We start from the raw sequence: 22,738 nt of genomic DNA, 5'->3' as shown, positions 1-22,738 counted from the left end.
GAGCAGGTCCATGACGACCGCGGCCGTCCCGCTGTCGAGCTGGCCGGTCGGCTCGTCGGCCAGGAGCACCGCGGGACGGTGCACGAGCGCGCGGGCGATCGCGACGCGCTGCTGCTGGCCGCCGGACAGCTCGGCGGGCCGCTGGGCGGCGTGCCGCTCGAGCCCGACGGCGGCGAGCGCCTCGGCCACGCGGCGGTCGCGCTCGGCGGGGTCGGTGCGCAGGATCCGCAGCGGGACCTCGACGTTCTCCGCGGCCGACAGGACCGGGATCAGCCCGAACGCCTGGAACACGTACGCGATGCGCGTGCGGCGCAGCTCGAGGACCTGCTCGGGGTCGAGCGCGGTGAGGTCGGCGCCGTCGACGACGACGCGGCCCGCGCTGGGCTTCTCGAGGCCGCCCAGGACGTGCAGCAGGGACGTCTTTCCCGAGCCGGAGCGTCCGCGGACGACGACGAGCTCCCCGGGCGCGGCGTGCACGTCGACGTCGCGCAGCGCGTGCACGACCGCGTCGCCGGTGCCGTAGGTGCGGGTCAGGCCGATGCCGCGGATCATCGCGGTCCCTCCTCGTCGCGTGCGCGGTCGCCGGTCGCGTCGCCGGTCGCGTCGCCGGTCGCGTCGCCGGCGGCGTCCTCGGGTGCAGCGTCGTCGGGCGTCCCCGGGACGTGGTCGTGGCGCGAGACCCGCACGTGGTCCGGCTCGAGGCCGAGGCGCACGCGGTCGCGCAGGTCGAGCCGCTCGACGACCTCGCGCGGCAGCTGCAGCCGCCCGACCTTGTCGAGCACCGCGAACTCCTCGGCGTGCAGGCGCTCGACGCCGTCGTCCCCGAGCTCGGTGCGGCGCAGCACCTCGGTCGACGTGCGGCCGTCACGGATCTGGACCGTGCGGTGGACGTGCTCGGACACCGTCGGGTCGTGCGTGACGATGAGGGTCGTCACGCCGAGCTCGGCGTTGACGTGCCGCATCGCGTCGAGCACGTCCGCGGACGTCGCCTCGTCGAGCTCGCCCGTCGGCTCGTCGGCCAGCAGGACGCGCGGGGACGCGGCGACCGCGGTCGCGATCGCGACGCGCTGCTGCTGACCGCCCGACATCTGCGCGGGCAGCCGGTCGCGGCAGTCGGCCACCCCCATGACGTCGAGCAGCTCCGCGGCACGCGCCGCCCGCCCGCCGGTGCCCGCGACGACGAGCGGCACCGCGACGTTCTCCGCCGCCGTCAGGTACGGCAGGAGGTTGCGCGACGTCTGCTGCCAGACGAACCCGACGACGTCGCGCTGGTAGCGGCGGCGCTGCCGGGCGTCCATCGCCACGAGGTTCGTGCCCGCGACGACGGCCGTGCCGGCGGTCGGCCGGTCGAGGCCCGACAGGATCGTCAGCAGCGTCGACTTGCCCGAGCCGGACGCGCCGACGACGGCCACGAGCTCGCCCGCGTCGACGCGCAGGTTGAGCCCCTGCAGCGCCTGCACCTCGACGCCCTCGGTGACGAAGATCCGCACGAGGTCCTCGCACAGGATCTCCGGGGTGGTGGTCGTCATGCTTCCCCTTCCCGCAGGACGGTGACGGCGGACGTGCGGCGCGCACCGACGACGGCGGCGAGCACCGCTCCCCCGACGAGCAGCGCGTAGGTCGCGGCGAGCGCGAGGAGCCCGGCCGTGCCGGGCGTGGGCGGCGGCGGTGCCGCCCCACCCGTGAGGACGGACACGTCGGTCGTCCCGAGCATGACGGGCGCGAGCAGCGCGCCCGACGCGAGCCCCGCGACGACCGCGACGAGCGCCCACGGCAGGACCTCCCACCGCACGAGCGCACGCGCGTCGCGGGTCGGCACGCCGAGCGTCGTGAGCAGCGCGAGCAGCCGGCCGCGCGACCGGGCGCCCAGCGTGACGCCGAGCCCGAGCGCGAGCGCGCTCAGCGCGAGCGACGCCGCCGTGGCGACGGCCGTCGCGGTGCGGACGCCACCGACGAGCGCACCACCCGTGACGCGCTCGAGCGCGGCGGCGCGGGTCGCGGTGGCCGGCCGCCCGCCGGTGGCGTCCGCGACGACGGCGGCGACGTCCGCCGCGACCGCCGCGGGATCGGCACCGGGGGCGGTCCGCACGAGCAGCCGCTCGACGACGGGTCGCAGCCCCAGCCGCTGCGCGCTCGCGTCGTCGACCAGCACCGCCGACGGGCCGGTGGCGCCGGGCACCGTCGCCCGCGTCGCGAGCACCGTGACCGGGACCGCGGCCGACGAGCCGCCCGCGTCGAGCACGGGCTCGTCGTCCAGGTCGTCCTCGACGTCTCCGACGAGCACGACGGCGACGCTGTCGTCGGAGCCACGCGGCGCGACCGGAACGGGGTCGACGCCGGGCAGGCCGTCCTGCACGGCGCGCAGCGCCGCGAGGTCCACGACGTGCACCGCGAGCGCGTCGCCCGCGCGGCCCGCGCGCAGGACGACCTCGCCCCCGTCGGCGACGGCGGCGACCGCGGCGACCCCGGGCGTGCGCCGCACCGCGTCGACCGTGCCCGCGGTGGCACCGTCCGCCTGGACCGCGACGTCGGCCCCGACCGTGGCCGCCGCGGCCCGGCGCGCGCCGCCGTCCATGGTCCCGAGCACGACGAGCGAGGCCGTCGTGACGGCGACCCCGAGCGCGACCGCGGCGACCGGTGCGAGTCCCGCGGCCGGCGACCGCGACGCGCCCGCCGCACCGACGAACCCCGCGAGCCCGCGCCGTCGGGCGAGCGCGCGCGCGAGCGCCGCGAGGGGTCCGGGCAGGACGCGCAGCACGACCACGCAGACCGCGAGCGCGAGCAGCACGGGCAGCGCGAGCAGCACGGGGTCGACGCCCTGCGCGTCGCCCGCGAGCCCGCGCTGCCGGACGGCGACGACCGCGAGGACCGCGAGACCGACGACGACGGCCTCGGCGACCCACCGGGCGGTGCGCGCCGCACCCGCGGCGACGGGTCGGGCCCCCGAGAGCGCCGCCCGTGTGGCGCGCACGCGCGCACCGGCCACGCCGAGGAGCACGGCGGGCGCCAGACCCGTGGCGAGCGGGACGGCGAGGTCGGTCGGCGTGGTCGGGCCCGGGGTGAGAGCGACGGCGGCGAGCACGCCGGCGACGGCCGCGGGGACGCCGAGCACGAGGCCCTGGCCCGCGCCCAGCCCGCCGACGAGGACGGTCGACGCGCCCCGGGCGCGCAGCAGGACGAGCGCCCCCCGGCGTCGCTCGACGCCGAGCGCGACGGCGAGCCACAGCACGCCGAGGGCGACGCCCGCGGGTCCGGCGGCGAGCACGCCGAGCACCGTGACGACGAGCCGCTGCCGGGGCTCGAGCGCCTGGAGCGCGGCGTCGAGCTCGGTGTCGGTCGCGGTCGCGGTGCGGAACGCGCGCAGGTCGGTCAGCAGCGCAGCACGGTCGGTCGTCGCGACGGGACCGGTGTCGAGCGGGAACCACGTCGTGGACGCGAGCGGCCCGGAGACCGCGAGGACCGGCAGCGCGCCGGGGTCGGCGTAGGGGAAGACCGTGACGAGCGTGCCGGCGTCGGGGTCCTCGACGACCTGCGGCGCGAACGTCGAGTCGAGGTGCGCCCACGTCGGGTCGTCGGGGTCCGCGGCCTCGAACGTCCCGACGAGCACCGCCGTGACACCGGTGCCGCCCTGCAGCGTGCGCAGCTCGCCGACCTGCCAGCCGATGCGCGCGGCGGACGCGACCGAGAGCGCGACCTCGAGCGGCGCGTCCGGACCGGTGCCGGTGCGCGGCGGCGCGCCCGGGGCGAGCGGGGCGACGTCGGCGGGTGCGGGCAGGCGCCCGTCGGCCACGGTCACGAGGTCGGGCAGCCGCCCGTCGACGCGGACGCCGACCGTGAGCTCGGCGATGCCGACGTCGCGCGGCCCGCGGTCGGCCACCCAGCGGTCCGTGGACAGCACGACGTGGGCCTCGCCGAGCAGGGGGCGGAGAGCGGGGCCCGCGGACGCGACCGTCGCGGTCAGCGTGTCCCGCTGCGCGGCGAGGTCGTCGAGCGCGTCGGCCGAGCCGCCGCCGGTGTCGACGAGCCACGACGACGCACGCGTCGGGTCGACCCGCGTCGCGACGAGCCGGCCGACCCCGTCGGCCTGGTCGGTCCCCACGACGCGGTCGACGGTGCGTGGCCACGCCGCGAGGACGCATGCGGCGACGAACGTCGCGAGGACGACGAGCACCGCGGTCGTGGGGTCGGTGCGCAGCTGGCGGGCCGCGAGCCGGGCGCTCGACAGCGCGGGCCGCCGGTCGCGGCGGTCCGGACGTGCGGACGCGGTCGCGGTCATCGCGCGTCCTCCCGCACGGTCGCGGTGAGGGCGTACCGGCGGACGCGCGCCCCGTCACCGAGCGCGACGAGCGCGCAGCCGAGCGCGGCGGCGCCGATCAGGGCGGCGAGGACGCCCGGCTGCACGGCCGGAGCCACGACGAGCGCTGCCGGCCCGGTCGCGACGACCCGCACGAGGGCGGGCCCGAGCGTTACGCCGAGCAGCAGGCCGCCGAGCGCGCCCACGACGACGGCGAGCCCCAGCACGGTCCCGGTCTCCGCGCCGCGGCCGCGGGCCTGCGTGCGGGGTGCGACTCCGAGCGCGTGCAGGACGCCGACCTCCGCGCGGCGTGCGCGACCGAGCGCGAGCACCGCCGCGGCGACGCCCGGGAGCGCGACCGCGAGCGCGCACGCGGCCGCGACGACGAGCGCGGCGCCGGCGCTGCGCGTGAGGGGGTCGTCGGCGGGCGCGGCGGCGGTGGTGACGGTGGCGCGCAGCCCGCGGTCGTCGGCGGCGGCCCGGACGGCGACGGCGGTCACGATCGGGTCGCCGGCCGCGTACCAGACCTCGGTCGGCGTGGGTGGCACGGGTGCCGCGGCGAGCAGGGCGGCCTCCGCGGCGCGCAGGTCGGCGAGGGCGGCGCGTCCCGGCGCGCCGGGGACGACCGGCTGCACGGAGGCCACGACCGCGTCGACCGGGTGGTCGTCCACGCGGACGGTGAGCGGGGAGCCGGGTGCGAGGCCGTCGACCGCCGCCCAGTCCGCGGAGACGACGAGCGGCAGGGGTGCCGCGGTGCCGGGCAGCACGCGCACGACCGGGACGGCGGCGCCCGTGCCGGGCAGTGTCACGTCCGGGCCGTCGGCGGTCACGACGAGCGGCTCCAGGCCGGGCACGGCGACGGACCACGGACCCGTGGCGAGAAGGTCGACCGGGCCGTCCGGGCCCTCGGCCACGACCTCGGTGACCACGACCTGCCGGGCCGACCCGCCGGCGGCGAGCTCGACGCCCTGCACCGTCCACCGACCCGCGTCGGGCGGCGCGGCGGACCACCGGCCGGCGGCACGGGTCGCGGTGGTGGCCCGCAGCACGCCGTCCGGACCGGCCCACCACACGCGCGCGGCCGTCGCGGCACCGTCGACGTCCGCCGTGACGCGCACGGCCGTCGTCCCCGCAGGCACGGGCCACCCCGCGGCGGGTGCGAGGTCGGCGAGCGCGCGGCGCAGGCCCGGGACGCCGTCGGTGCGGACGGCCGCGGCGTCGTCGGCCGGCAGCGCGAGCAGGGTGCCCACCCGCGACGCCGAGCCCGCGGTCGCGCGCAGCACCGGGACGCCGTCGGCGCCGGGCACCGCGCCGAGGCCGGCGGTCGGCGGCGTCACGTCCACGTCAGGCGGCGGCACGTCCGTGAGGACGAGGCGCACGTCGGCGCCGGTCGCCGCGGCCGCCGCCGTGCGCCGCTGCTCGCCGGTCGTCCCGACGTGCACCGCGGCCAGCGCCCCGGTCGCCGTCGCGAGCGTGACGAGGACGACGGGCACCGCGTACACGGCCGCACGCCGTGCGACCTGGCGCGCCGCGAGCGGGACCACGAGACCCGAGCGCGGGCCGACCAGGCGCGCGACGAGCCCGGTCACCCACGGAAGCAGCGCGGCCGCGAGCAGCGCGACGGCGAGCACGCCGAGCGGGACCGCGGCGACGGCCGCGGGCTCGGCGGCGGTCGGCGGCCCGAGCCTGGCGGCGTCGGCCACGGGTGCCGCCCCGCCCGCCGAGCGGACCAGACGCCAGGTCGCGAGCCCGGCGGCGAGCACGACCAGCACGACACCGCCCGTCGCGACCGTCCGGGACCGGCGACCGGCGGGGTCGCTGCGGTCACCGGCGCGTGCGGCGGCGCCGCGGGCGCCGAGCGTGAGGGTCGTGAGGCCCGCGGCGACGACGGCGAGCCCGGCGGCGACCACCACGACCGGCCCCGTGCCGCGGCCGACCAGGGCGGCGGCGACCAGGGCACCGCCGAACGCGGGCGGGACGCACACCACGACCGCCTCGATCGCCGCCGCGGCGGTGAGCTGGCCGACGGTCGTGCCGCGCGAGCGCAGGACGGTCGTCTCGGTCGCGCGCACGGCCCCGAGCAGGCGGGCCACCTGGGCGAGCGCGACGATCGCGACCACCGCGACGAGCGCGAGGGCCGCCCCGGTGACGGCGGAGGCCGCGGTGAGCGCCGCGTCGGTGCGGCGCAGCGTGTCGACGAGCGCGCCCGACGTCGACAGGCCCCCGGACTGGACCGACGTCTGGGCGTCCGCGACGAACCGGTCGAGCCCGTCGGCGACGGGCGCGAGGTCACCGGGCCCGACGCGGTCGAGCGCGGGGACGACCGTCCAGCGGACGAGGTCGATGCCGGGGACCGCGGCGAGGACGTGCTCGTCCACGACGGCCGGCCCCACCGCGTCGCCGGTCCCCGTCGCGACCAGCGTGTCGCCCGCCCAGCGCGGGTCCGACGCGTCGTCGGGGCGCCAGGTGGCGACGGCGCGCAGCACGCGCGTCGCTCCCTCGTCCGACGTGACGACGAGCGTGTCGCCGACCTGCACGCCGAGCACGTCGGCTGCCGCCGCGTGCAGCGCCGTCGGGTCGGGGTCCTCGACGGTGCCCGCCGTGCCGCCGGCACCCACGGGCCACGCGCCGTCGACGACGTGGGCGACGTCCGGGAGGTCCGGCTCGGCCGCGAGCACGAGGCTGCGGTCGGAGCCGTCGGGCGCGGTGACCGCGAGCGACAGCGAGCGCAGCGTCCGGGACACGTGCACCGGCCGGTCGCCGAGCGCGTCGCGCAGCGCGTCGTCGGCCGCGGCACGCTGGCCGTCGGGGTCGTCGGCGTCGCGCCGGGTCGACACCTGGAGCGCACCGTCGGGACCCGCCGCGGCGAGCGCGTCACGCGCGCCGTCGCGTGCACCGCCGAGCGTCGCGGCGAGCGTCCCGGCGACCGTGGCGGCCACGACCGCGACGAGGAGGGCGACCAGCGCGAGGAGCCCGACCTGCGCGCGCGCACGGCGCAGCAGCAGGCGGCTGGTTCTCACGCGAGGTCCTCCGGGGGTCGGTCGCGCGATCCTCTCACGCGCTGGACGACCGACCAGCAGCACCCGCCGGTGTCAGCCGGGCGCGACCTCCGGGTGGGCGTCGAGCCAGGCCCGCGCGGTCCGCCTCGGCACGAGCGACAGCCACCCGTCGGTCACGACCTCCGCGGCCTCGTCCGCGTCGAGGCGTTCGAGGCGCGCGAGCACCGCGGGGTACCCGTGGAAGTGCGGCGTCGTGAACCAGACGTCAGGCGCCGACGCCAGCAGCGCGTCCTTCGCGTCGAGGTCGGGCGTGCGGACGCACACGATCTCACCCGGCCACGCGTCGGGGCCGAGCGCCTCGTGGTCCGAGCGTCGCAGCGGCCGCTCCCAGACGAGCCCGCGCCCGTGCGCCGTCCAGCGGCGCGGGGTCGGCTCCGCGGTGTCGGGCAGCGCGGTCACGGCGGCCGCCACGTCCTCCCAGGTCGCCACGGCGGGTCCTCAGCGCCCGCGGGCCGCGAGCCGGGCGTCGACCGCCGCCATGCGTCCCTGGACGACTCGCTCGAGGGTCGCACGGGACAGCGGCGCGGCGGCGGTGAAGTGCAGCGTCGCGCCCGACCAGCGGCCCTCGGTGACCTCGTCGGCGAGCGCTCGTGCCAGCGGCGGGTCCTGCACGTGCAGGCTCAGGTGGTTCCGGGACTGCGAGAGGCTGACGAGCGCCGTGCCGCGGTAGGTGACGCACGGGACCTGGTAGGAGATCACCTGGCCGGCGTCGGGCACGAGCTCCAGGAGCACGTCGCGCACCTGTCGCAGCGCGAGGGCGTCGTCGGGCGGCAGGGCGTCCAGGTACTCCTCGACGCTCGTCGCGGGCGCGTCACCACGGGCCATGCGTCCACGGTAGGGGCGCGACCACGCGGCGGGCCAGGGGCGGACGCGCACCGGCCCCCGGACGCGCGTCAGCCCGCGAAGCGGCCGACGTCGGCGCGCAGGGTCTCCGCCATCCGCGCCAGCCCGCCCGCGTCGTGCCCCGCGGCCTCGGCGACGCCGGCCGCGGCGTCGTCGATCTCCGCGATCAGCCCGGCGACCCTCCCGATCGACGCGTCGACGTCGCGCGACGCCTGCTGCGCCTCCTCGACCTGCTCCGCGATCTCCGCCGACGACGCCGCGACGCGGTCCGACAGCGACTTGACCTCGTCGGCGACGACCCCGAACGCGCGTCCCCGGTCGCCGGCCCGTGCGGCCTCGATGGTCGCGTTGAGCGCGAGCAGGCGGGTCTTGGCGGACACGTCCTGGATCAGCGTCACCGCGGCGCCGATCGTCGACGACGCCTCGCGCAGCCGGGCCACGAGCGCGACGGTCGACTCGAGCTCGTCGACGCCCTGCCGGACGGCGTGCCGCAGCGCGTGCGCGGACGCACCCAGCTCGGTGGACGCGGCGGCGACGTGCTGCGACACCTCGACGGCCTGCGCGCCCATGTCCTGACGCACCTCCTCCTCGCGGTGCGCGGCCTCGTCGGCGTCGCGCATGACGTCGCGCGCGGAGTTGATCCGCCGGGCGCCGTCGCGGTACGCGCCCGGCATGCCGCGCTCGATGAGCGTGCGGTGGAAGCGGCCCTCCGCCGACGCGGTCAGCGCGGCGCCGGACTCGCGGACGAACGCGTCGACCACGTCGAGCAGCCCGTTGAGCCGGTCGCCCAGCTCGGCGAGCGTCGGGTCGGTCTGCTCGGGCACGCGGGCCTCCAGGTCGCCGGACGACGCGCGCCGCAGCGTCTCGACGAGCGGGGCGAGCACGGCCGGGTCGACGGCCGGTGCGGTCGGTGCGGGCGGCGCGACGGAGGCCCTCGCGGGCCGCCTCATCGCGTGCCGCCGTGGCTGTTGATGATGTCCCACACCCAGGCGTCGTACGTCGTCCCGTCACCCGCGAGGAGGTCGGCGAGCACGGCCGACGACGCCTCGACCGCGGCGTTGCCCGTGGCGTGCCGGCTCTCCTCGGCCAGCAGGACGCCGTACAGCTCCTCGGCGGCGCGCACCGCGGAGGGGTCGGGCAGCCGCCGGTTCGAGTGGTAGCCGACGGTCGCGCCGGTCTCGTCGGTCGAGGGCGTGACGTGCGCGAGCACCCAGTAGTACGCGCCGTCCGCGGCGAGGTTCTTCACGTACGCGAAGATCTCCTGCCCCTGCTGCACGGTGTCCCAGAGCGTGCGGAAGATCGCGCGCGGCATGTCCGGGTGCCGGATGAGCGAGTGCGGCCGCCCGAGCAGCTCGTCGCGCCGGTAGCCGGACACGCGCACGAACACGTCGTTCGCGTACGTGATCCGCCCCTGCGGGTCGGTCTTCGAGACGATGATCTCCTCGCGGCCGAACGTCCGTTCCTCGGACGTCGGGACCACGGCTGTCGCTTGTCGCACGTCGCTCCCCGGGCTGTCGTCTGCGCCGCGTCGGCACGCGACGGACCGACGCTCCCGGCTGGGCGGCTCGCGGTGAAGCGCCCGCGTGCGGCGAACGGGTGACACGTCCCGACGTGGCCGTCCGCCGTCGCCCCCCGTGGGACCTCCGTCCCGACCGCCGGGCGAAGCGCGTGTGACGCCGGGCACGTCGTGACGGCGCCCGGCGTCGCGCGCGTCAGGGGGTCGTCGTGCCGTCCGGGACGCCGACGACCGGCTTGGTGCGCGACCGCCCCGACGCGTCCTTGAGGACGACGTAGGCCAGGTCGACGTGCGGCTCGAGCGCGCTGAACTTGTCGTTGGGCGCGCCGATGACGAGCTGGAAGCCGAGCCCGCGCCACGCCCCGATCGCGCGCCCGGTGAACCGGGCGTCGGCCTTGATGAGCGCCTCGTCGAGGAACACGGGCGCGTAGCGGGGGCGTTCGGCGCCCGCGTCGCCGAGCTGGTAGCGCAGCGCTGCGCCGACGATGAACGCGACGAGCTCCTGCGACTCGCCGCCGGACTTCTCGCCGATGTGGTCGTACAGCGCGACGTGCCGGCCCTCGAGGTCGACCTTCTCGGCCGACAGCCGCACGTGCCGTCGCACGTCGACGAGGTCGGCGAAGTCGGGCGCGGTGCGGCGGATCCGGTCGACGACCTTCGCCATCCGCACGTACCGGCGCTCGCGCTCCGCGTCGGTCGCGTCGGTCGCGAGGACCTCGCGCAGGTCGCGCAGCTCCTTGCGGAACCGGGCGACGACGGTCGACTGCGTGTCGCGCGCGTCGATCCGCAGCCGGTGGTCGTCGTCGGCGAACGGCAGGTCGGCGAGGATGTCGTTGACCGGCCGGATGCGCTCCTTGATCTCCCGGACCGACCGCGCGAGCGCGCTGTGCAGGTCGGCGAGGTCGTTGCCGGACAGCCGCAGGAGGCTGCGGCGCCACTCGGCCTCGAGCTCGTGCAGCCCGCTGGTCTCGAGGTCGACGAGCACGCGCACGAAGTCCGCGTACGACGCGTCGGGGTCGGTGCCGAGGTTCGGGTCGGGCCAGCGCTCGACGAACGTCTCGAACGTGCGGCACAGCGCGTCGCGGGCGGCACCGATGCGCTGCTGCGCGGCCTGCCGGTCGGCGAGCAGCAGGGCGTTGGCACGGGCGAGCACGTCGTCGAGCGCCCGCAGCGCGTCGACCGCGTCGGGCGCGGGCGCGGTCGCCTCGGGCCCGCCGTCGAGCAGCCCTTCGACGTACGCGCGCTGCGCGGGGCCGACGGTCGTGCCGGACGCGGTCGCCTCGTCGAGAGCCCGCTGCGCGGCGTCGACCTCGTCGGTCGTGGTCGACCACCGCTCGCCGAGCGCCTGCGCGTCGGCCTTGGTGCGGCCGAGCAGCTCGGTGAGCGCCGTGATGGTCGTGTCCAGCTCGTCGGCGCGGCGCTGCAGGTCGGCGATCTGCGGGTTGCCCGCGGTGACCTCGTCGACGACCTGCGCCCACCGGGCGCGCGTGGCCTCGACCGCGGCGACGTCGACCTGCTCCCACGTCACACCGACGACCTGCTCGTACGCGCGCCGCCGGGCGTCGCCCTCGTCGAGCTGCGCCTCCGCCTCCGTGACCCGCGCGGAGGCGAGCTCCAGCCGCTGCTGAGCGCGCGCGATCTGCTGGTCGAGGAACGCGAGGCGCCGGGTGTTGGTGAAGCCGAGGACGTTCGCGTGCCCCTGCCCGCCGTGCGCGCCGCGCGTGCCCTGCGACACCTGCCCGGTCCGGGTCAGCGCCTTCGCGTGCTGCGCGAGCTCGCCGGGGGTGTCGACGCAGACGTGGTCGAACCGCTGCGCGAGCTCGCTGCGCAGCCACGCGGTGAACGGGCCGCTGCGGAAGTCGAGCCGCCCGGGCAGCGTGCGCGAGTCGAGCGCGACGTCGTCGGGGCCGCCGGTCGGCACGCCCTGGAACTGGATGCGGCGGGCGGTCGGCACGGTGTCGATCGCGGCGCGGAACGCGCGCAGGTGCGCGGCGTCGATCAGCAGGACGGTCGCGAAGCCGCCGAGCGCGAGGTTGAACGCGTCGCGCCACGGCTCGTGCTCGGTGCGCACCTCGACGAGCTCGGCGACGAACGGGAGGTCCTCGGGCGTCAGGCCGGCCGCCTGGGCGAGGGCCGCGCGCGCGGCGTGCAGGTCGCGCGGGATGTTGTCGCGTCGGCGCTCCACGTCGCGGCGCTCCGACTGGAGCTCGGCGAGGTCGGCCGCAGCCTCCTTGCGCTCGGACCGCGCGTCGGCGAGCTCGTCGAAGGACCGGCGACGCGCACCGCCGTCCGCGAGCGTCGTGTGCGCCCGGGCGACGAGGTCGGCGAGCTGCGCCTCGCTCGCGACGGTCTCCCCCGGCAGGGCGCGCAGCAGGTCGTCGAGCCGCGTGCGGGTGCGGGCGACCTCCTGCGCGCGCGCCTCGGTCGCGGCGAGCTCGCGCTGCGCGTGCGCGAGGCGGTCGCCGCCGGACGACCACAGGGTCTCCTTGACGCCGTCGAGCTCCGAGCGGGCCGCGGCGATCCGCGCCTGCGTCTCGGCGACGTGGTCGCGCGCGCGGTGCTGGCGGCGCTGCAGGTCCGCCTCGGCGTCGCGCAGCAGGTCGAGGCGGCGCTCGTGCTTCCACAGCGCGGCGGGCGACGCGGGCTCGTCGAACGTGCCGATCTCGTCGATGACGCGCAGCCGGTCGGCGGCCTCGTCGATCTCGGCGCGCAGCCCGCGGATCGGCTCGAGCGCCTTGACCTGCTGGCGTGCGGTGACCATCTGGTCGCGCGTGCCGGAGAGCTTGTCGAACTGCTCGACGACGGCGTCGGCCGTCGCGTACGTGTCGGGCTCCTCGAGCACCATCGCCTTGTAGAGCGCGTCGACGGTCGTGATCTGCTGCCCGGCCTGGATGCGACCGAGCAGCGCGACGGCCTTGGCGCCGTCGCCGGACGCGCCGATGCCGAGCGTCGCGTGCAGGCGCGCGGTGAGGTCGCGGTCGGTGTCGAAGACGGTCAGCCCCGCCTCGGTGAGCGCGGGACGGGCGAACCGGTGCGCCGCGGCGTCCTCGAGCGTGCGCAGGTCGAACGACCCGTCGCGCGTCGCGCGGACCGCGACGACCTCCTCGAGCGTGCGCGCGGCCGACGGCACGTACCAGGCGCGCACGGCCGTGAGCTCGGTGCCGCCCTGGTCCGTCCACGTCATCGCGATCGCGGACCAGGTGTCGCGACCGTCGCCGCGCAGCACGCGCTGCCGCGTGCTGCCCTCGTCGGTGCGCGACTCGTCGAGCTTGCCGCGCGCGTAGGACAGGATGTTGCGCTGGTCCTTGCCGCGCGGCCGGCCCACGACGCCGCCGTTCGACGCGCCGTTGAACGGCGTGGTGTGCGGCATCAGCAGTGCGATGTACGCGTCCATGAGCGTCGACTTGCCCGACCCCGAGCCGCCCGACAGCAGCGTCGCGGTCGACGCGAGCCGCACGCGGTGGTGGCCGTCGTACCCGCCCCAGTTGACGAGCTGCAGGTCGCGCGCGACCCACTGCTGCCCCGTCGACGCCTCCGGGATCAGCCCGAACAGGGTGTCGACCATCGTCATCGGACGTCCTCCTCGCCCGCGCCGCCGCGGACCTGCACCCCGCTCGCGGCGCGGACCTGCTCGCCGAGCCACGCGCGCAGCTCGGTGAGCCGCTCGTTGCTCAGCACGACCTCGACGAGCGGCGTCACGCGGAACCGCCCCTCCGACTCCTCCTCGATCAGCCCTTCCTTCGCGAGCCGCGCGACCGCCGCGCGGATCTCGCGCTGGTGGCCCGCGACGTTCGTGTCGTCGGGGTCGAAGTACGTGAGCGCGGTCTGCTCGATCTCCTCGACGTCGACGCGCACCGACGTCTCCCCCGCGCCGCGCTCGCGCTGGAACACCGTGCGCAGGTGCACGAGGACGAGGGTCTCGGCACGCGAGTACGCGTCGTCGCGCAGCAGCACGGGCACGTCGAGCTCGGCCGAGCGGACCTGCCGCTTGTACGCGATGCCGCGGTCGTGGTCGACGACGAGGTGCACGAACAGGTCGTGCAGCCGCGACTCGATCACCTGCTGGTTCTCGAGCAGCGTGCGCCACTGCGCGCGGTTGCGGTCGGCCACGAGGAAGCGGCGCTGCAGCAGCCGCACGAGCACGCGGCGCACGTCGGCGTCGAGCGTGCCGGAGTCGCCGGCGAACAGCTCCGCGGGGTCCTCCTCCATCGGCACGGGCGCGATGAACCCGCCGCGCTCGTCGGGCGTCGCGAGGTCTCCGGTGTCGACGTCGTCGGGCGCGTCGGGGAGGTCCGTGGCGTCGGGCGCGTCGACGGCGTCCGGCAGGTCGACGGCGTCGTCCTGCGCGTCGGCGTCGGTCGCGACGGTCGGGGCGTCAGTCATCGGTGTCGTCCTTCGTGCGGATCGTGACGCCGCCGAACGCGAGGCGTCGGCGGGCGCCGTCGGGCCGGACCGCGTCGACGAGCGCGACGCGGTCGGTCTCCGTCATGCCGTGGGCGTGCGCGAGCTCGAGCAGGCCCAGGAGGTCCACGGGCCGGCGCAGGGCGTCCGGGGCGGCGTCGAACACCGCGGCGACGTCCACGCCGTCGGGGTCCGCCGTGACGCCGTCGGTCGCGAACGCCGCGAGGTGCGCGTCGAGCTCGGCGTAGTGCGGCCCGCCCCACGCGAGGGCGTCGCCGCTCGCGACGTCGCCGTCGTCGTCCCAGTCGGTCAGCGGAGCGGGCGGCTCCGGGGGCTGGAGCGCGCCGGTCGTCTGCCGCAGGTGCTCGACGTCGGCGACCGGGAGTCGGCGCAGCGGGTCGACCGGCTGGGAGCGCCGCGCGTCGGGCATCCACGCCTGCAGGCCCGTCATGACGTCACGCAGGAGCGCGTCGACCTGCCGGTCGCGCAGCGGGTCGTGGTGGCGGACCTGCGACGTGATGACGGACGACGCCTCGCGCTGCGCGGCGAACACCTGGTCGAGCCCCTGCTCGATGCGTCGGACGACCTCGCGCAGCTCGGTGCGCTGCTGCGGTCCGAGACGGCGGGAGAACCGGTGCCGCAGCACGACGTCGAGCTGCGCGGCGAGCTCGTCGAGCCGGTGCGGGTCGCCGATGAGCCGCAGCGCCCCGGCGAACGCCCGGCCTTCCGTGGTCGACTCCATGACCTGCTCGCCGCGCGCGAGGTACTCGCGCAGCACGTCGCCCGTGGGGCGCTCGTCCTGCCGGAGCGCCGTGACGACGTCGCGCTGCATGGCCTTGATCGACTCCGCGACGCGCGCGAAGTCCGCGGGGAGCTCGCGCACGAGGTGCAGGACGTTCTCGGCCTCCTCGAGCAGCTCCTCGTCGTCGACCGTCTCGACCGTGCCCGTGCGCTGCACGCGGTCGAGCTCGGCCTGCAGGCGGCCGATCTCGGCGTCCAGCCGGGCCATCCGCACGAGCACGTCGGGGTCGGCGTCCTGCGCGAGCCGCCCGACCGCGTCGAGCAGCGTCCGGACCCGCGACTGCGACACGCGCGCCCGCGCGCCACCCGCACGGCCCGCGACCTCGAGCGCACCGACCGCGTGCGCCGACAGCCGGTAGACCTCGACGTCGTCGTCGAGCACCTGGCGGACCAGCCAGCCCGCCTCGGCCCACTGCCGGCACAGCTCGCGCGGACCGCCGGCCGGCAGGGTGTCGCCGTGGCCGGCGGCGCGGAGCTGGTCGAGGGCGTCGCCGATCTCGGTGTGCGCGTCGGCGACGGCGACCGTCGGGCGCTCGGCGGTGAACGTCACGGAGAGCAGCGCGACGACCAGCGGGGCGTGCCGCTTGTGCAGCAGGTCCAGCATCGGGTTCTGGAACGCCCGGACCGCACCCAGGTACGCGCCTTCGACACGAGAGATCATCGCCGCACAGCGTAGGTGGACGCGGGCCCGACGCCCGACCACCGGTCACCCGCGCGCCGCGACCGGTGCGGGCGTCGCGGTGCGGACGTCGTCGGGCTGAAGTCCGTGGCTCGCCGTGTCGATGACGAGGACGACGACCCGGAGGAGCCATGACTGACGCGGACGCACGGCCACCTCACGACGCCGCGCTGCGCTGGCTGTGCCACCCGTCGACGTGCGTGGCCGTGGTCCTCCTCCTCCTCAACGACCACGTCCTGAAGGCCGCGCTCGGCACGTGGTGGACCGGGAAGCTCTCCGACCTCGCCGGCCTCCTCGTCGCTCCCCCGCTCGTCGCCGTCGTCCTCGCGCTCGTCTGGCGTCGCCCGCGACCGGCGTCCGACCGCGTCGTCGCGACGGTCGCGGTGGCACTCGTCGGCGTGCTGTTCGCCGTCGTCAAGGCGACGCCCTCCGGCGCCTCGGTCGCGTCGGCCGCCTGGTCGCTCGTCGACGGCCCGGGCGGCGTGCGTCACGACCCGACCGACCTCGCCGCGCTGCCGGTGCTCGCGCTGGCGTGGTGCGTGGGAGCCGGCGTCCGACCGGCGGCTGGCGCCGACCGCCGTCGGCCCGTGCCCGCCCGGTGGCTGGTCGTCCTGCCCGTCGCGGTGCTCGCGACCGTCGCGACCTCCGCGCCGGCCGAGGGCGACACGGTGCGGTCCGTCGCCGTCGTCGACGGCGCGGTCGTCGTCGAGCGGCAGGACGGCGAGCCCGTGCGCTCGACCGACGGCGAGACCTGGGCCGCGGTCACCGACGGCGATGCCCGGGAGGTTGTCGCCGCCGCGCTCGCCACGTCGCGCGACGAGCCCGGCGCGTGCGTGCCCGACCAGCCCGACGAGTGCTACCGGCCGCTCCGCGCCGGCGACGCGGTCGTCGACCACGGCCCGCTCGGCGTCGAGCGCAGCACGGACGGTGGGCGGACCTGGCGGGTCGACTGGTCCGTGCCCACCGAGCTCCTCGGCACGCTCGCCCGCCGGTACGACCCGCCGGCGGGCGTGATCCGCACGCGCCAGGTGGCCGTGCTGCCGACACCCGACGGCTACCGCGTCTACGCCGCGAACGGCGGCGACGGCCTCGCGCTCCGGCACGAGGACGGCACGTGGGAGCGGCTCGGCCACCCGTTCCCCGGCGCGCGCGAGGTCCTCGTCCCGATCCCCGAGCAACCCGACACGCCGCGCCCGCCGCTGCCGCTCGCGCTCCCGGTGGGCGTCGCGGTCGCGCTCGTCGTCGTCGCGTCCGCGGGCGGCGACCCGACGCGTCCGTCGGGCCCGGTCGCCGGACCGGAGGCGTCGCGCTGCTCGCGGCCTCGGGCCTCGTGCTCGCGGCGACCGCAGCGGCGGACCTCGCGTGGCGGACCCCGCCCGGTGGCGACGACCTCCTCGCCGCGAGCCGCGTCGTCCCGCTGAGCGCGCTGCTCGTGGTCACGGCTGCCCTCCTGGGCGGGGGTGCCGCGGTCCTGCGCCGAGGCCCCGCGTCCGGGCTCGCGGCCGTCGTCGGTGTCGTCGCCGCGGTGACCCTCCTCGTGGTCGGGGCCGCGTGGGTGGGCGTCGTGCTCACCGTCGTCGCGACCGCGTGCGGCGTCGTCCTCGCCCGGCGGTCGACCGCACGGCGCACGCCGTGGCCCGACGAGCCGCTGCGGTGGGGGCCGTTGCCCGGGGCACGCTGAGCGTCGCCGCCGCCGAGCGAGCCGCACGTCCACCCGCGCCGTCGTCGTCGAATCGCTTCACCGGCTGTCGCTGCGACCGGCCGGGTCGGTAGGCAGAGGGCGCCGCCCATCCCGGCCGGCTCACACCGACGAAGGGACCCGGCGTGCGAGCGCTGCGCACCACCCTGACGCTGACGGCGATCGCGACGGTCGTCGCGCTCGTCCCGGGAGCCGCCGTCGCGGCGACCGCCGACCCCGCCCTCGACGCGACCGTGCACACCGCCGGTCGCGTCGTCACGTCGGGCGGCACGTGGCAGCACGCGTGGCCCGGCGTGTACTTCGAGGGACGGTTCCGCGGGACGGGCGTCGGGATCGTGCTCGACGACGCGTACGGCGACTACGACGTCGCCGTCGACGGCCGCACCGTCGCGACGCTCGTGACCCCGGGCGCGACGACGTACCGGGTGACCGGGCTGAGCGCGGGCGAGCACACCGTGCGCGTCGTCAAGCGCAGCGAGGTCCCGTGGGCCACGAGCACGTTCGGCGGCTTCGTCCCCGTCGACGGGTCGCAGATCCTGTCCGCGCCGCCCGCGCGCGCCCTCCAGCTCGAGCTCGTCGGCGACTCGTACACCGCCGGCTACGGCAACACGTCGGAGAGCCGCGAGTGCACGGGCGACGAGGTCACCCGCACCACGAACGCCGACCTGTCGTTCGGCGCGCTCACCGCCCGGGCGCTCGGCGCGGACTACCAGGTCAACGCGTTCTCGGGTCGCGGGATGGTGCGCAACTACGCGGGCGGCGAGCCCGGCACGAGCTACCGCACCTACGAGGCCCGGGCGCTGCCGTTCGTCGACGCCCCCTGGGACCGGCCCTCGTCCTGGCACCCCGACGCGGTCGTCGTCGGCCTGGGGATCAACGACTTCTCGACGCCCCTGAACGCGAACGAGACGTGGCCCACGACGTCCGCGCTGCGCGAGGCGTGGGTCGCCGCGTACCACGGCTACCTCGACACGCTGCGCGAGCGGTACGGGCCTGACACCTACCTCGTCGTCAGCGCGACGTACGTCCACACCGGCACCGACCTGCCCGACCTCGCGCAGCGGGTCGTCGACGAGCGCAACGCCGACGGCGACGACCGCGTGCGCTCCTGGTACTACGGCAACGAGGGCCTCGACTACGGCGGCTGCCACTGGCACCCGTCCGTGCGGGACCACGAGGTCATCGCGGCCCGGCTCACGGCCTTCCTGCGCGATCTCGGGCTGGGCGGCGGACCTACGCCGACCGTCACCCCGGCACCCACGCCCACCCCCACGCCGTCGCCGACCGTCACGCCCACGCCGTCGCCGACCGTCACGCACACCATGCCGCCCGCCGGATGCCGGGCCACGCTCACCGTCGGCGGTCGCTGGCCGGGCGGGTACCAGGCGTCGGTCGAGGTCAGGGCGCTCACCTCGCTGACCCGCTGGACGACGACCTTCGCCCTCCCTGCGGGTGGTGCGGTCACGCAGCTCTGGTCGGGCGAGCTCGCGACGTCCGGCACCGCCGTCACCGTCCGGAACGCCGCGTGGAACGGCACCCTCGCCACGGGTCGCTCGACGGTGTACGGCTTCCTCGGCACGGGCACGCCGCCGCCGGACGGCACCGTGGGCTGCTCGCCCTGACCGGCACCGTCACGGGCGTCCCCGCCGGCGCACGGTCCACCAGGTGAAATCGCCTACGACTGCAGTCACAGTCTGCGGGAGGGTGTCGCCGGCCCGAGTCTGCGTCGACCCTAGGTGGAGGTGCACGATGAGCGTCCCGACCGCGCCCACGGAGCGGAGGACCCCGAGCACGTCACCGTTCGAGAGCGATCGCGGACCGTGGTGGGCTCGTCCGGGCAGGCGTCTGCGCGAGCGGCGCGTCGCCGCGGCACAGCTGCGCGAGCTCCTCCCCTACGCCGGTCGCGGAGTCGTCACGGCCACGCTGGCCGTGCACGTGCTCGCCGGCGCGGCGCCGGTCGCGTTCATGGTCGGCACCGGCGTGGCCCTCCAGGAGCTCGACGGCGAGGGCGTCACGCCCTGGCTCGTGCTCGCCGTGGGAGCGTTCCTGCTGCAGCAGCTGCTCGCCCCCGTCCAGCTCATCCTGTCGCGTGCGGTCGCACGTCGGGTGGACGCCGCGTGCATCGAGCGCCTCACCGACTTCGCGCTCCGTCGGGCGACCCTCGCGGGCCTCGAACGACCCGACGTGGCGGACCGGCTCAGCCAGGCCGACGAGGCGTTCGAGCAGTGGACGCTCACACCGGGGGCGGCCGTCGAGGGCGGGCTCGCGCTCTGGGCGCGGTATACCCAGCTCGTCGGGGCCGTCACGCTCCTCGCCGTCGCCGTCGGGTGGCAGGCGGCCCTCGCCGGGGCGGTCGTCGCGCTCGTCGCGCGTCTCGGGCAGACGACCGCCTTCCACCGCTGGGGGCAGCTCGTCCGCCGGTTCCAGCCGTTGCGCCGTCGGGTCGCGTACGTCAGGGACCTCGCGACGAGCACGCGCGCCGCCAAGGAGATCCGCACGCTCGGCCTCGTCGACTGGCTGGACGCGCGCTACGTGGCCGAGAGCCGGGCCGTGCTCGACCCGCTCTGGGAGTGGCGACGCCGGGTGTACGGGGTGCCGTTCCTCGCGTACACGGCCGTCGCGCTCGTCGGCTCCGTCGTCGCGCTCCTGCTCGTCGCGCGCTCCGACGTCGCCTCCGTCGCCGCGGTGAGCATCGCCGTGCAGGCCATCCTGCTGTGCGGGCGTTTCGGCGTCGTGTTCCCCGAGGCCGACGTCAAGCTCGTCTACGGCCGCAGCGCGTGGGAGGCGCTCCTCGAGTTCGAGGCGATCACCAGGCGCGAGGACGCGCGCACGACGTCGCCCGCCGGGACGTCCGCCCCCGTCGTCGCGCGCGACGCCGTCCGGCTCGACCGGGTCCACTTCGCCTACCCGGGCGGGCCGCCGGTCCTCGACGGCCTGGACCTCGAGCTGCGCGCCGGGACGTCGACCGCGCTCGTGGGCGTCAACGGCGCGGGCAAGACGACGCTCGTCAAGGTCCTCACCGGGATCTACGACCCCGACCGCGGCGCTGTCCGCGTCGACGGCACCGACCTGCGGACGCTCGACGCGGACGCGTGGCAGCGATCCTTCGCGGTGACGTTCCAGGACTACCTCCGCTATGAGCTGCCGCTGCGCGAGAACGTCGCGATGGGGGCGATCGAGCACCGGGACGACACCGACGGCATCCGCGCCGAGCTGGCGCGCGTCGGCCTCGGCGACCTGCTCGACGAGCTGCCCGCCGGTCTCGAGACCCCGCTGACCCGGGCGCTGCCGGGCGGGCGTGATCTGTCGGGAGGGCAGTGGCAGCGGCTCGCGCTCGCCCGCGCGCTCTTCGCGGTCCGGCACGGCGCATCCGTCCTCGTGCTCGACGAGCCCACGTCACAGCTCGACGCGCGAGGGGAGGCCGAGTTCTACGACGCGTTCCTCGACCTCACGCGCGGCGTGACGAGCCTGGTCATCTCGCACCGGTTCTCCACCGTCCGGCGCGCGGACCGGATCGTGGTGCTCGACGGCGGACGCATCAGCGAGGCGGGCTCGCACGACGAGCTCGTCGCGCTCGGCGGCACGTACAGCCGGATGTTCGAGGTGCAGGCGCGCCGGTTCGGCGCCGTGGACGAGACGGAGGTCGGTCGATGAGGGACGTGCTCTTCTGCCTCGGGCGCCTGTTCGCGCTCGGCTGGCGGATCGACCGCCGCCGGCTGTCGATCGGCGCGGGCCTGCTCCTGCTCGGTGCCGTCGCGACCCCCGTGGTCGCGCTCGGCGCGGGACGCCTCGTGGACGCCGCGATCGCGGGCGACGTCGGTACCGCGACGGGATGGGTCGTGGTCGCGGCCGTCGCGCTCACGGGTGAGCTCATGCTCGGCCACTTCGCGCACCTCTACTACTTCGAGCTCGCCGAGGTGACCGACGAGGAGTTCAACCGGGAGCTGCTGCGGCTGGTGAACGGCCCGCACCACCTCGACCGTGCGGACGACCCCGCGTTCGCGGACCGCGTCGACCTGCTCCGCCAGGACGTCATGCAGGTGCGCACGACGGTGCAGACGGGTCTCCAGCTCGGCGCCACCCTCGTCCAGACCCTGCTCACCGCCGTCGTGCTTGCCACGGTCGCCCCGTGGCTGCCGCTCCTCGCGCTGGTGGCGGTCGTCCCCGTGCTGCTCGGCCGGCGTGCGGAGAGCGGGCTGCAGCAGACCCGTGAGGCGCAGTCACCGACCACCCGGTCGATCCGCGCGCTGCGCCGGCTCGCCGCGAACCCCGTCTCGCAGAAGGAGATCCGGCTCAGCGGCAGCGCCGACTTCCTCGTGGACCGGCAGCGTGCGCTGCTCGAGTCGTACGCGGGCGCGATGTCGCGCGCCGACGTCCGGTACGCCCTGCTGCGCAGCGGCGGGCAGCTCGCGTTCGGCGTCGCCTACGCGGGCGCCGTCGTCGGCGCGTTCGCGCTGGCGCGCGCGGGCCGGGCGAGCGTGGGCGACGTCGTGCTCACCATCACGCTCGCGACCCAGCTCAGCGTGCAGATGTCCGCGGGCGTCGAGCTGCTCGGTTCGGTGCACCGCGCCGCCGCGGGACTGCGCCGCTTCGTCGCGATGCGCACGGAGGTGGAGGCCGACACGGCGCTGCCCCCGAGCGGCCCGCTCCCGGCCCGCAGCGCGGACGGCATCCGGCTGTCGCACGTCTCGTTCCGGTACCCCGGGACGGACAGGACCGTCCTCGACGACGTCGACCTGCACCTGCCTGCCGGCACGTCGGTGGCGGTCGTCGGTGAGAACGGCGCCGGCAAGAGCACGCTCCTCAAGCTGCTCGCCGGGCTCTACCGCCCGACGTCCGGCCAGGTCCTGGTGGGCGGCGCCGACCTCGCGACCGTCTCGCCCGACCGCTGGTTCGAGCGCACCGCCGCGCTCTACCAGGACTTCGCGCGCGTCGAGCTGTCGCTGCAGCACAGCGTCGGGATCGGCCGGCTCGAGGACGTCGACGCGCCCGGGCCGGTGCGGCACGCCCTGTCGCGGACGGGTGCACCGATCGCCGACGAGCTCGCGGTCGAGGACGTCCTCGGGCTCGGCTACGCGGACGGCCGCGACCTGTCAGGCGGGCAGTGGCAGAACGTGGGCTTCGCACGCGCACTCATGCGGTCTGACCCTCTGCTCCTCGTCCTCGACGAGCCCGCCGCGGCGCTCGACGCGCTCGCGGAGCAACGGCTCGTCGACGCGTACCAGGCGAACGCCGCCGAGGTCGCCGCGCGGGTCGGCGGCGTGACGCTGTTCGTCACGCACCGCATGTCGACGGTCCGGCTCGCTGACCGCATCGTCGTGCTCGACGCCGGTCGCGTGGTCGAGCACGGCACCCACGCGGACCTGCTGGCCGCCGACGGTCGGTACGCGGAGCTGTGGTCGCTGCAGGCACGCGCCTACGCGGAGTCGTGACAGACGTCCCGCCC

At 76.8% G+C, this 22,738-nt stretch carries 16 protein-coding genes; 5 read left to right on the top strand and 11 right to left on the bottom strand.

What is annotated here, in order from left to right; all coding sequences use genetic code 11:
• The 11 genes from KOV94_RS15210 to KOV94_RS15160 all read right to left on the bottom strand — a co-directional run.
• Positions 1-552, bottom strand: a 552-nt coding sequence (locus KOV94_RS15210; RefSeq protein WP_218052497.1) for an ABC transporter ATP-binding protein, incomplete at its 3' end; no start/stop codon positions are given.
• On the bottom strand, positions 549-1,529 hold the full coding sequence (locus tag KOV94_RS15205) for an ABC transporter ATP-binding protein (protein WP_124344299.1): 981 nt from the start codon (positions 1,527-1,529) through the stop codon (positions 549-551). The genes KOV94_RS15205 and KOV94_RS15210, both read right to left, overlap by 4 nt.
• Positions 1,526-4,276: an FtsX-like permease family protein gene (locus tag KOV94_RS15200; protein ID WP_218052496.1), complete on the bottom strand. Its 2,751-nt coding sequence runs from the start codon at positions 4,274-4,276 to the stop codon at positions 1,526-1,528. Before KOV94_RS15200 ends, KOV94_RS15205 begins: the two co-directional genes overlap by 4 nt.
• A complete protein-coding gene (locus KOV94_RS15195) occupies positions 4,273-7,314 on the bottom strand; it encodes a hypothetical protein (RefSeq protein ID WP_218052495.1) in 3,042 nt (1,013 codons plus the stop codon). The genes KOV94_RS15200 and KOV94_RS15195 overlap by 4 nt, the downstream gene beginning before the upstream one ends.
• Positions 7,315-7,386: 72 nt before the next feature.
• A complete protein-coding gene (locus KOV94_RS15190; RefSeq protein WP_124344684.1) occupies positions 7,387-7,782 on the bottom strand; it encodes an MmcQ/YjbR family DNA-binding protein in 396 nt (131 codons plus the stop codon).
• 9 nt (positions 7,783-7,791) lie between these two features.
• A complete protein-coding gene (locus KOV94_RS15185) occupies positions 7,792-8,178 on the bottom strand; it encodes an iron chaperone (protein WP_124344683.1) in 387 nt (128 codons plus the stop codon).
• Positions 8,179-8,246: 68 nt separating this feature from the next.
• A complete protein-coding gene (locus KOV94_RS15180; RefSeq protein WP_124344682.1) occupies positions 8,247-9,146 on the bottom strand; it encodes a methyl-accepting chemotaxis protein in 900 nt (299 codons plus the stop codon).
• Positions 9,143-9,694, bottom strand: a complete 552-nt coding sequence (locus KOV94_RS15175; protein WP_218052494.1) for a PAS domain-containing protein — start codon at positions 9,692-9,694, stop codon at positions 9,143-9,145. Before KOV94_RS15175 ends, KOV94_RS15180 begins: the two co-directional genes overlap by 4 nt.
• Before the next feature lie 214 nt (positions 9,695-9,908).
• Positions 9,909-13,283 carry an ATP-binding protein gene (locus KOV94_RS15170; protein ID WP_218052493.1) on the bottom strand — a complete coding sequence of 1,125 codons (3,375 nt, stop codon included), beginning with the start codon at positions 13,281-13,283 and terminating at the stop codon, positions 9,909-9,911.
• Positions 13,280-14,095, bottom strand: coding sequence for a DUF4194 domain-containing protein (locus KOV94_RS15165; protein ID WP_371852344.1), 816 nt, complete (start codon positions 14,093-14,095; stop codon positions 13,280-13,282). Before KOV94_RS15165 ends, KOV94_RS15170 begins: the two co-directional genes overlap by 4 nt.
• Positions 14,088-15,575, bottom strand: coding sequence for a DUF3375 domain-containing protein (locus KOV94_RS15160; RefSeq protein WP_124342388.1), 1,488 nt, complete (start codon positions 15,573-15,575; stop codon positions 14,088-14,090). Before KOV94_RS15160 ends, KOV94_RS15165 begins: the two co-directional genes overlap by 8 nt.
• Positions 15,576-15,724: 149 nt before the next feature.
• Here KOV94_RS15160 and KOV94_RS15155 point away from each other — a divergent pair, with 149 nt between their 5' ends.
• The 5 genes from KOV94_RS15155 (at position 15,725) to KOV94_RS15135 (ending at position 22,724) form a co-directional block, all read left to right on the top strand.
• A complete protein-coding gene (locus tag KOV94_RS15155) occupies positions 15,725-17,014 on the top strand; it encodes a beta propeller repeat protein (protein WP_218052492.1) in 1,290 nt (429 codons plus the stop codon).
• Positions 17,015-17,025: 11 nt separating this feature from the next.
• Positions 17,026-17,274, top strand: a complete 249-nt coding sequence (locus tag KOV94_RS15150) for a hypothetical protein (protein ID WP_160142853.1) — start codon at positions 17,026-17,028, stop codon at positions 17,272-17,274.
• A gap of 143 nt (positions 17,275-17,417) precedes the next feature.
• On the top strand, positions 17,418-18,914 hold the full coding sequence (locus KOV94_RS15145) for a cellulose binding domain-containing protein (RefSeq protein WP_218052491.1): 1,497 nt from the start codon (positions 17,418-17,420) through the stop codon (positions 18,912-18,914).
• Positions 18,915-19,041: 127 nt separating this feature from the next.
• Entirely contained in the window at positions 19,042-20,946 is a 1,905-nt protein-coding gene (locus tag KOV94_RS15140) for an ABC transporter ATP-binding protein (protein WP_124343305.1), read from the top strand.
• Positions 20,943-22,724 carry an ABC transporter ATP-binding protein gene (locus KOV94_RS15135; RefSeq protein ID WP_218052490.1) on the top strand — a complete coding sequence of 594 codons (1,782 nt, stop codon included), beginning with the start codon at positions 20,943-20,945 and terminating at the stop codon, positions 22,722-22,724. The genes KOV94_RS15140 and KOV94_RS15135 overlap by 4 nt, the downstream gene beginning before the upstream one ends.
• Positions 22,725-22,738 lie beyond the last annotated feature (14 nt).

This window comes from Cellulomonas algicola, assembly GCF_019024305.1.
GTDB classification, from domain to species: domain Bacteria; phylum Actinomycetota; class Actinomycetes; order Actinomycetales; family Cellulomonadaceae; genus Cellulomonas; species Cellulomonas algicola.
This window is presented reverse-complemented; position numbering and strand designations above follow the sequence as displayed.

Excerpts from the sequence above, each read along its gene's own strand:
- KOV94_RS15205 (WP_124344299.1), bottom strand. The coding sequence starts at position 1,529 with ATGACGACCACCACCCCGGAGATCCTGTGCGAGGACCTCGTGCGGATC.
- KOV94_RS15200 (WP_218052496.1), bottom strand. The coding sequence starts at position 4,276 with ATGACCGCGACCGCGTCCGCACGTCCGGACCGCCGCGACCGGCGGCCC.
- KOV94_RS15185 (WP_124344683.1), bottom strand. The coding sequence starts at position 8,178 with ATGGCCCGTGGTGACGCGCCCGCGACGAGCGTCGAGGAGTACCTGGAC.
- KOV94_RS15180 (WP_124344682.1), bottom strand. The coding sequence starts at position 9,146 with ATGAGGCGGCCCGCGAGGGCCTCCGTCGCGCCGCCCGCACCGACCGCA.
- KOV94_RS15170 (WP_218052493.1), bottom strand. The coding sequence starts at position 13,283 with ATGACGATGGTCGACACCCTGTTCGGGCTGATCCCGGAGGCGTCGACG.
- KOV94_RS15165 (WP_371852344.1), bottom strand. The coding sequence starts at position 14,095 with ATGACTGACGCCCCGACCGTCGCGACCGACGCCGACGCGCAGGACGAC.
- KOV94_RS15160 (WP_124342388.1), bottom strand. The coding sequence starts at position 15,575 with ATGATCTCTCGTGTCGAAGGCGCGTACCTGGGTGCGGTCCGGGCGTTC.
- KOV94_RS15155 (WP_218052492.1), top strand. The coding sequence starts at position 15,725 with ATGACTGACGCGGACGCACGGCCACCTCACGACGCCGCGCTGCGCTGG.
- KOV94_RS15140 (WP_124343305.1), top strand. The coding sequence starts at position 19,042 with ATGAGCGTCCCGACCGCGCCCACGGAGCGGAGGACCCCGAGCACGTCA.
- KOV94_RS15135 (WP_218052490.1), top strand. The coding sequence starts at position 20,943 with ATGAGGGACGTGCTCTTCTGCCTCGGGCGCCTGTTCGCGCTCGGCTGG.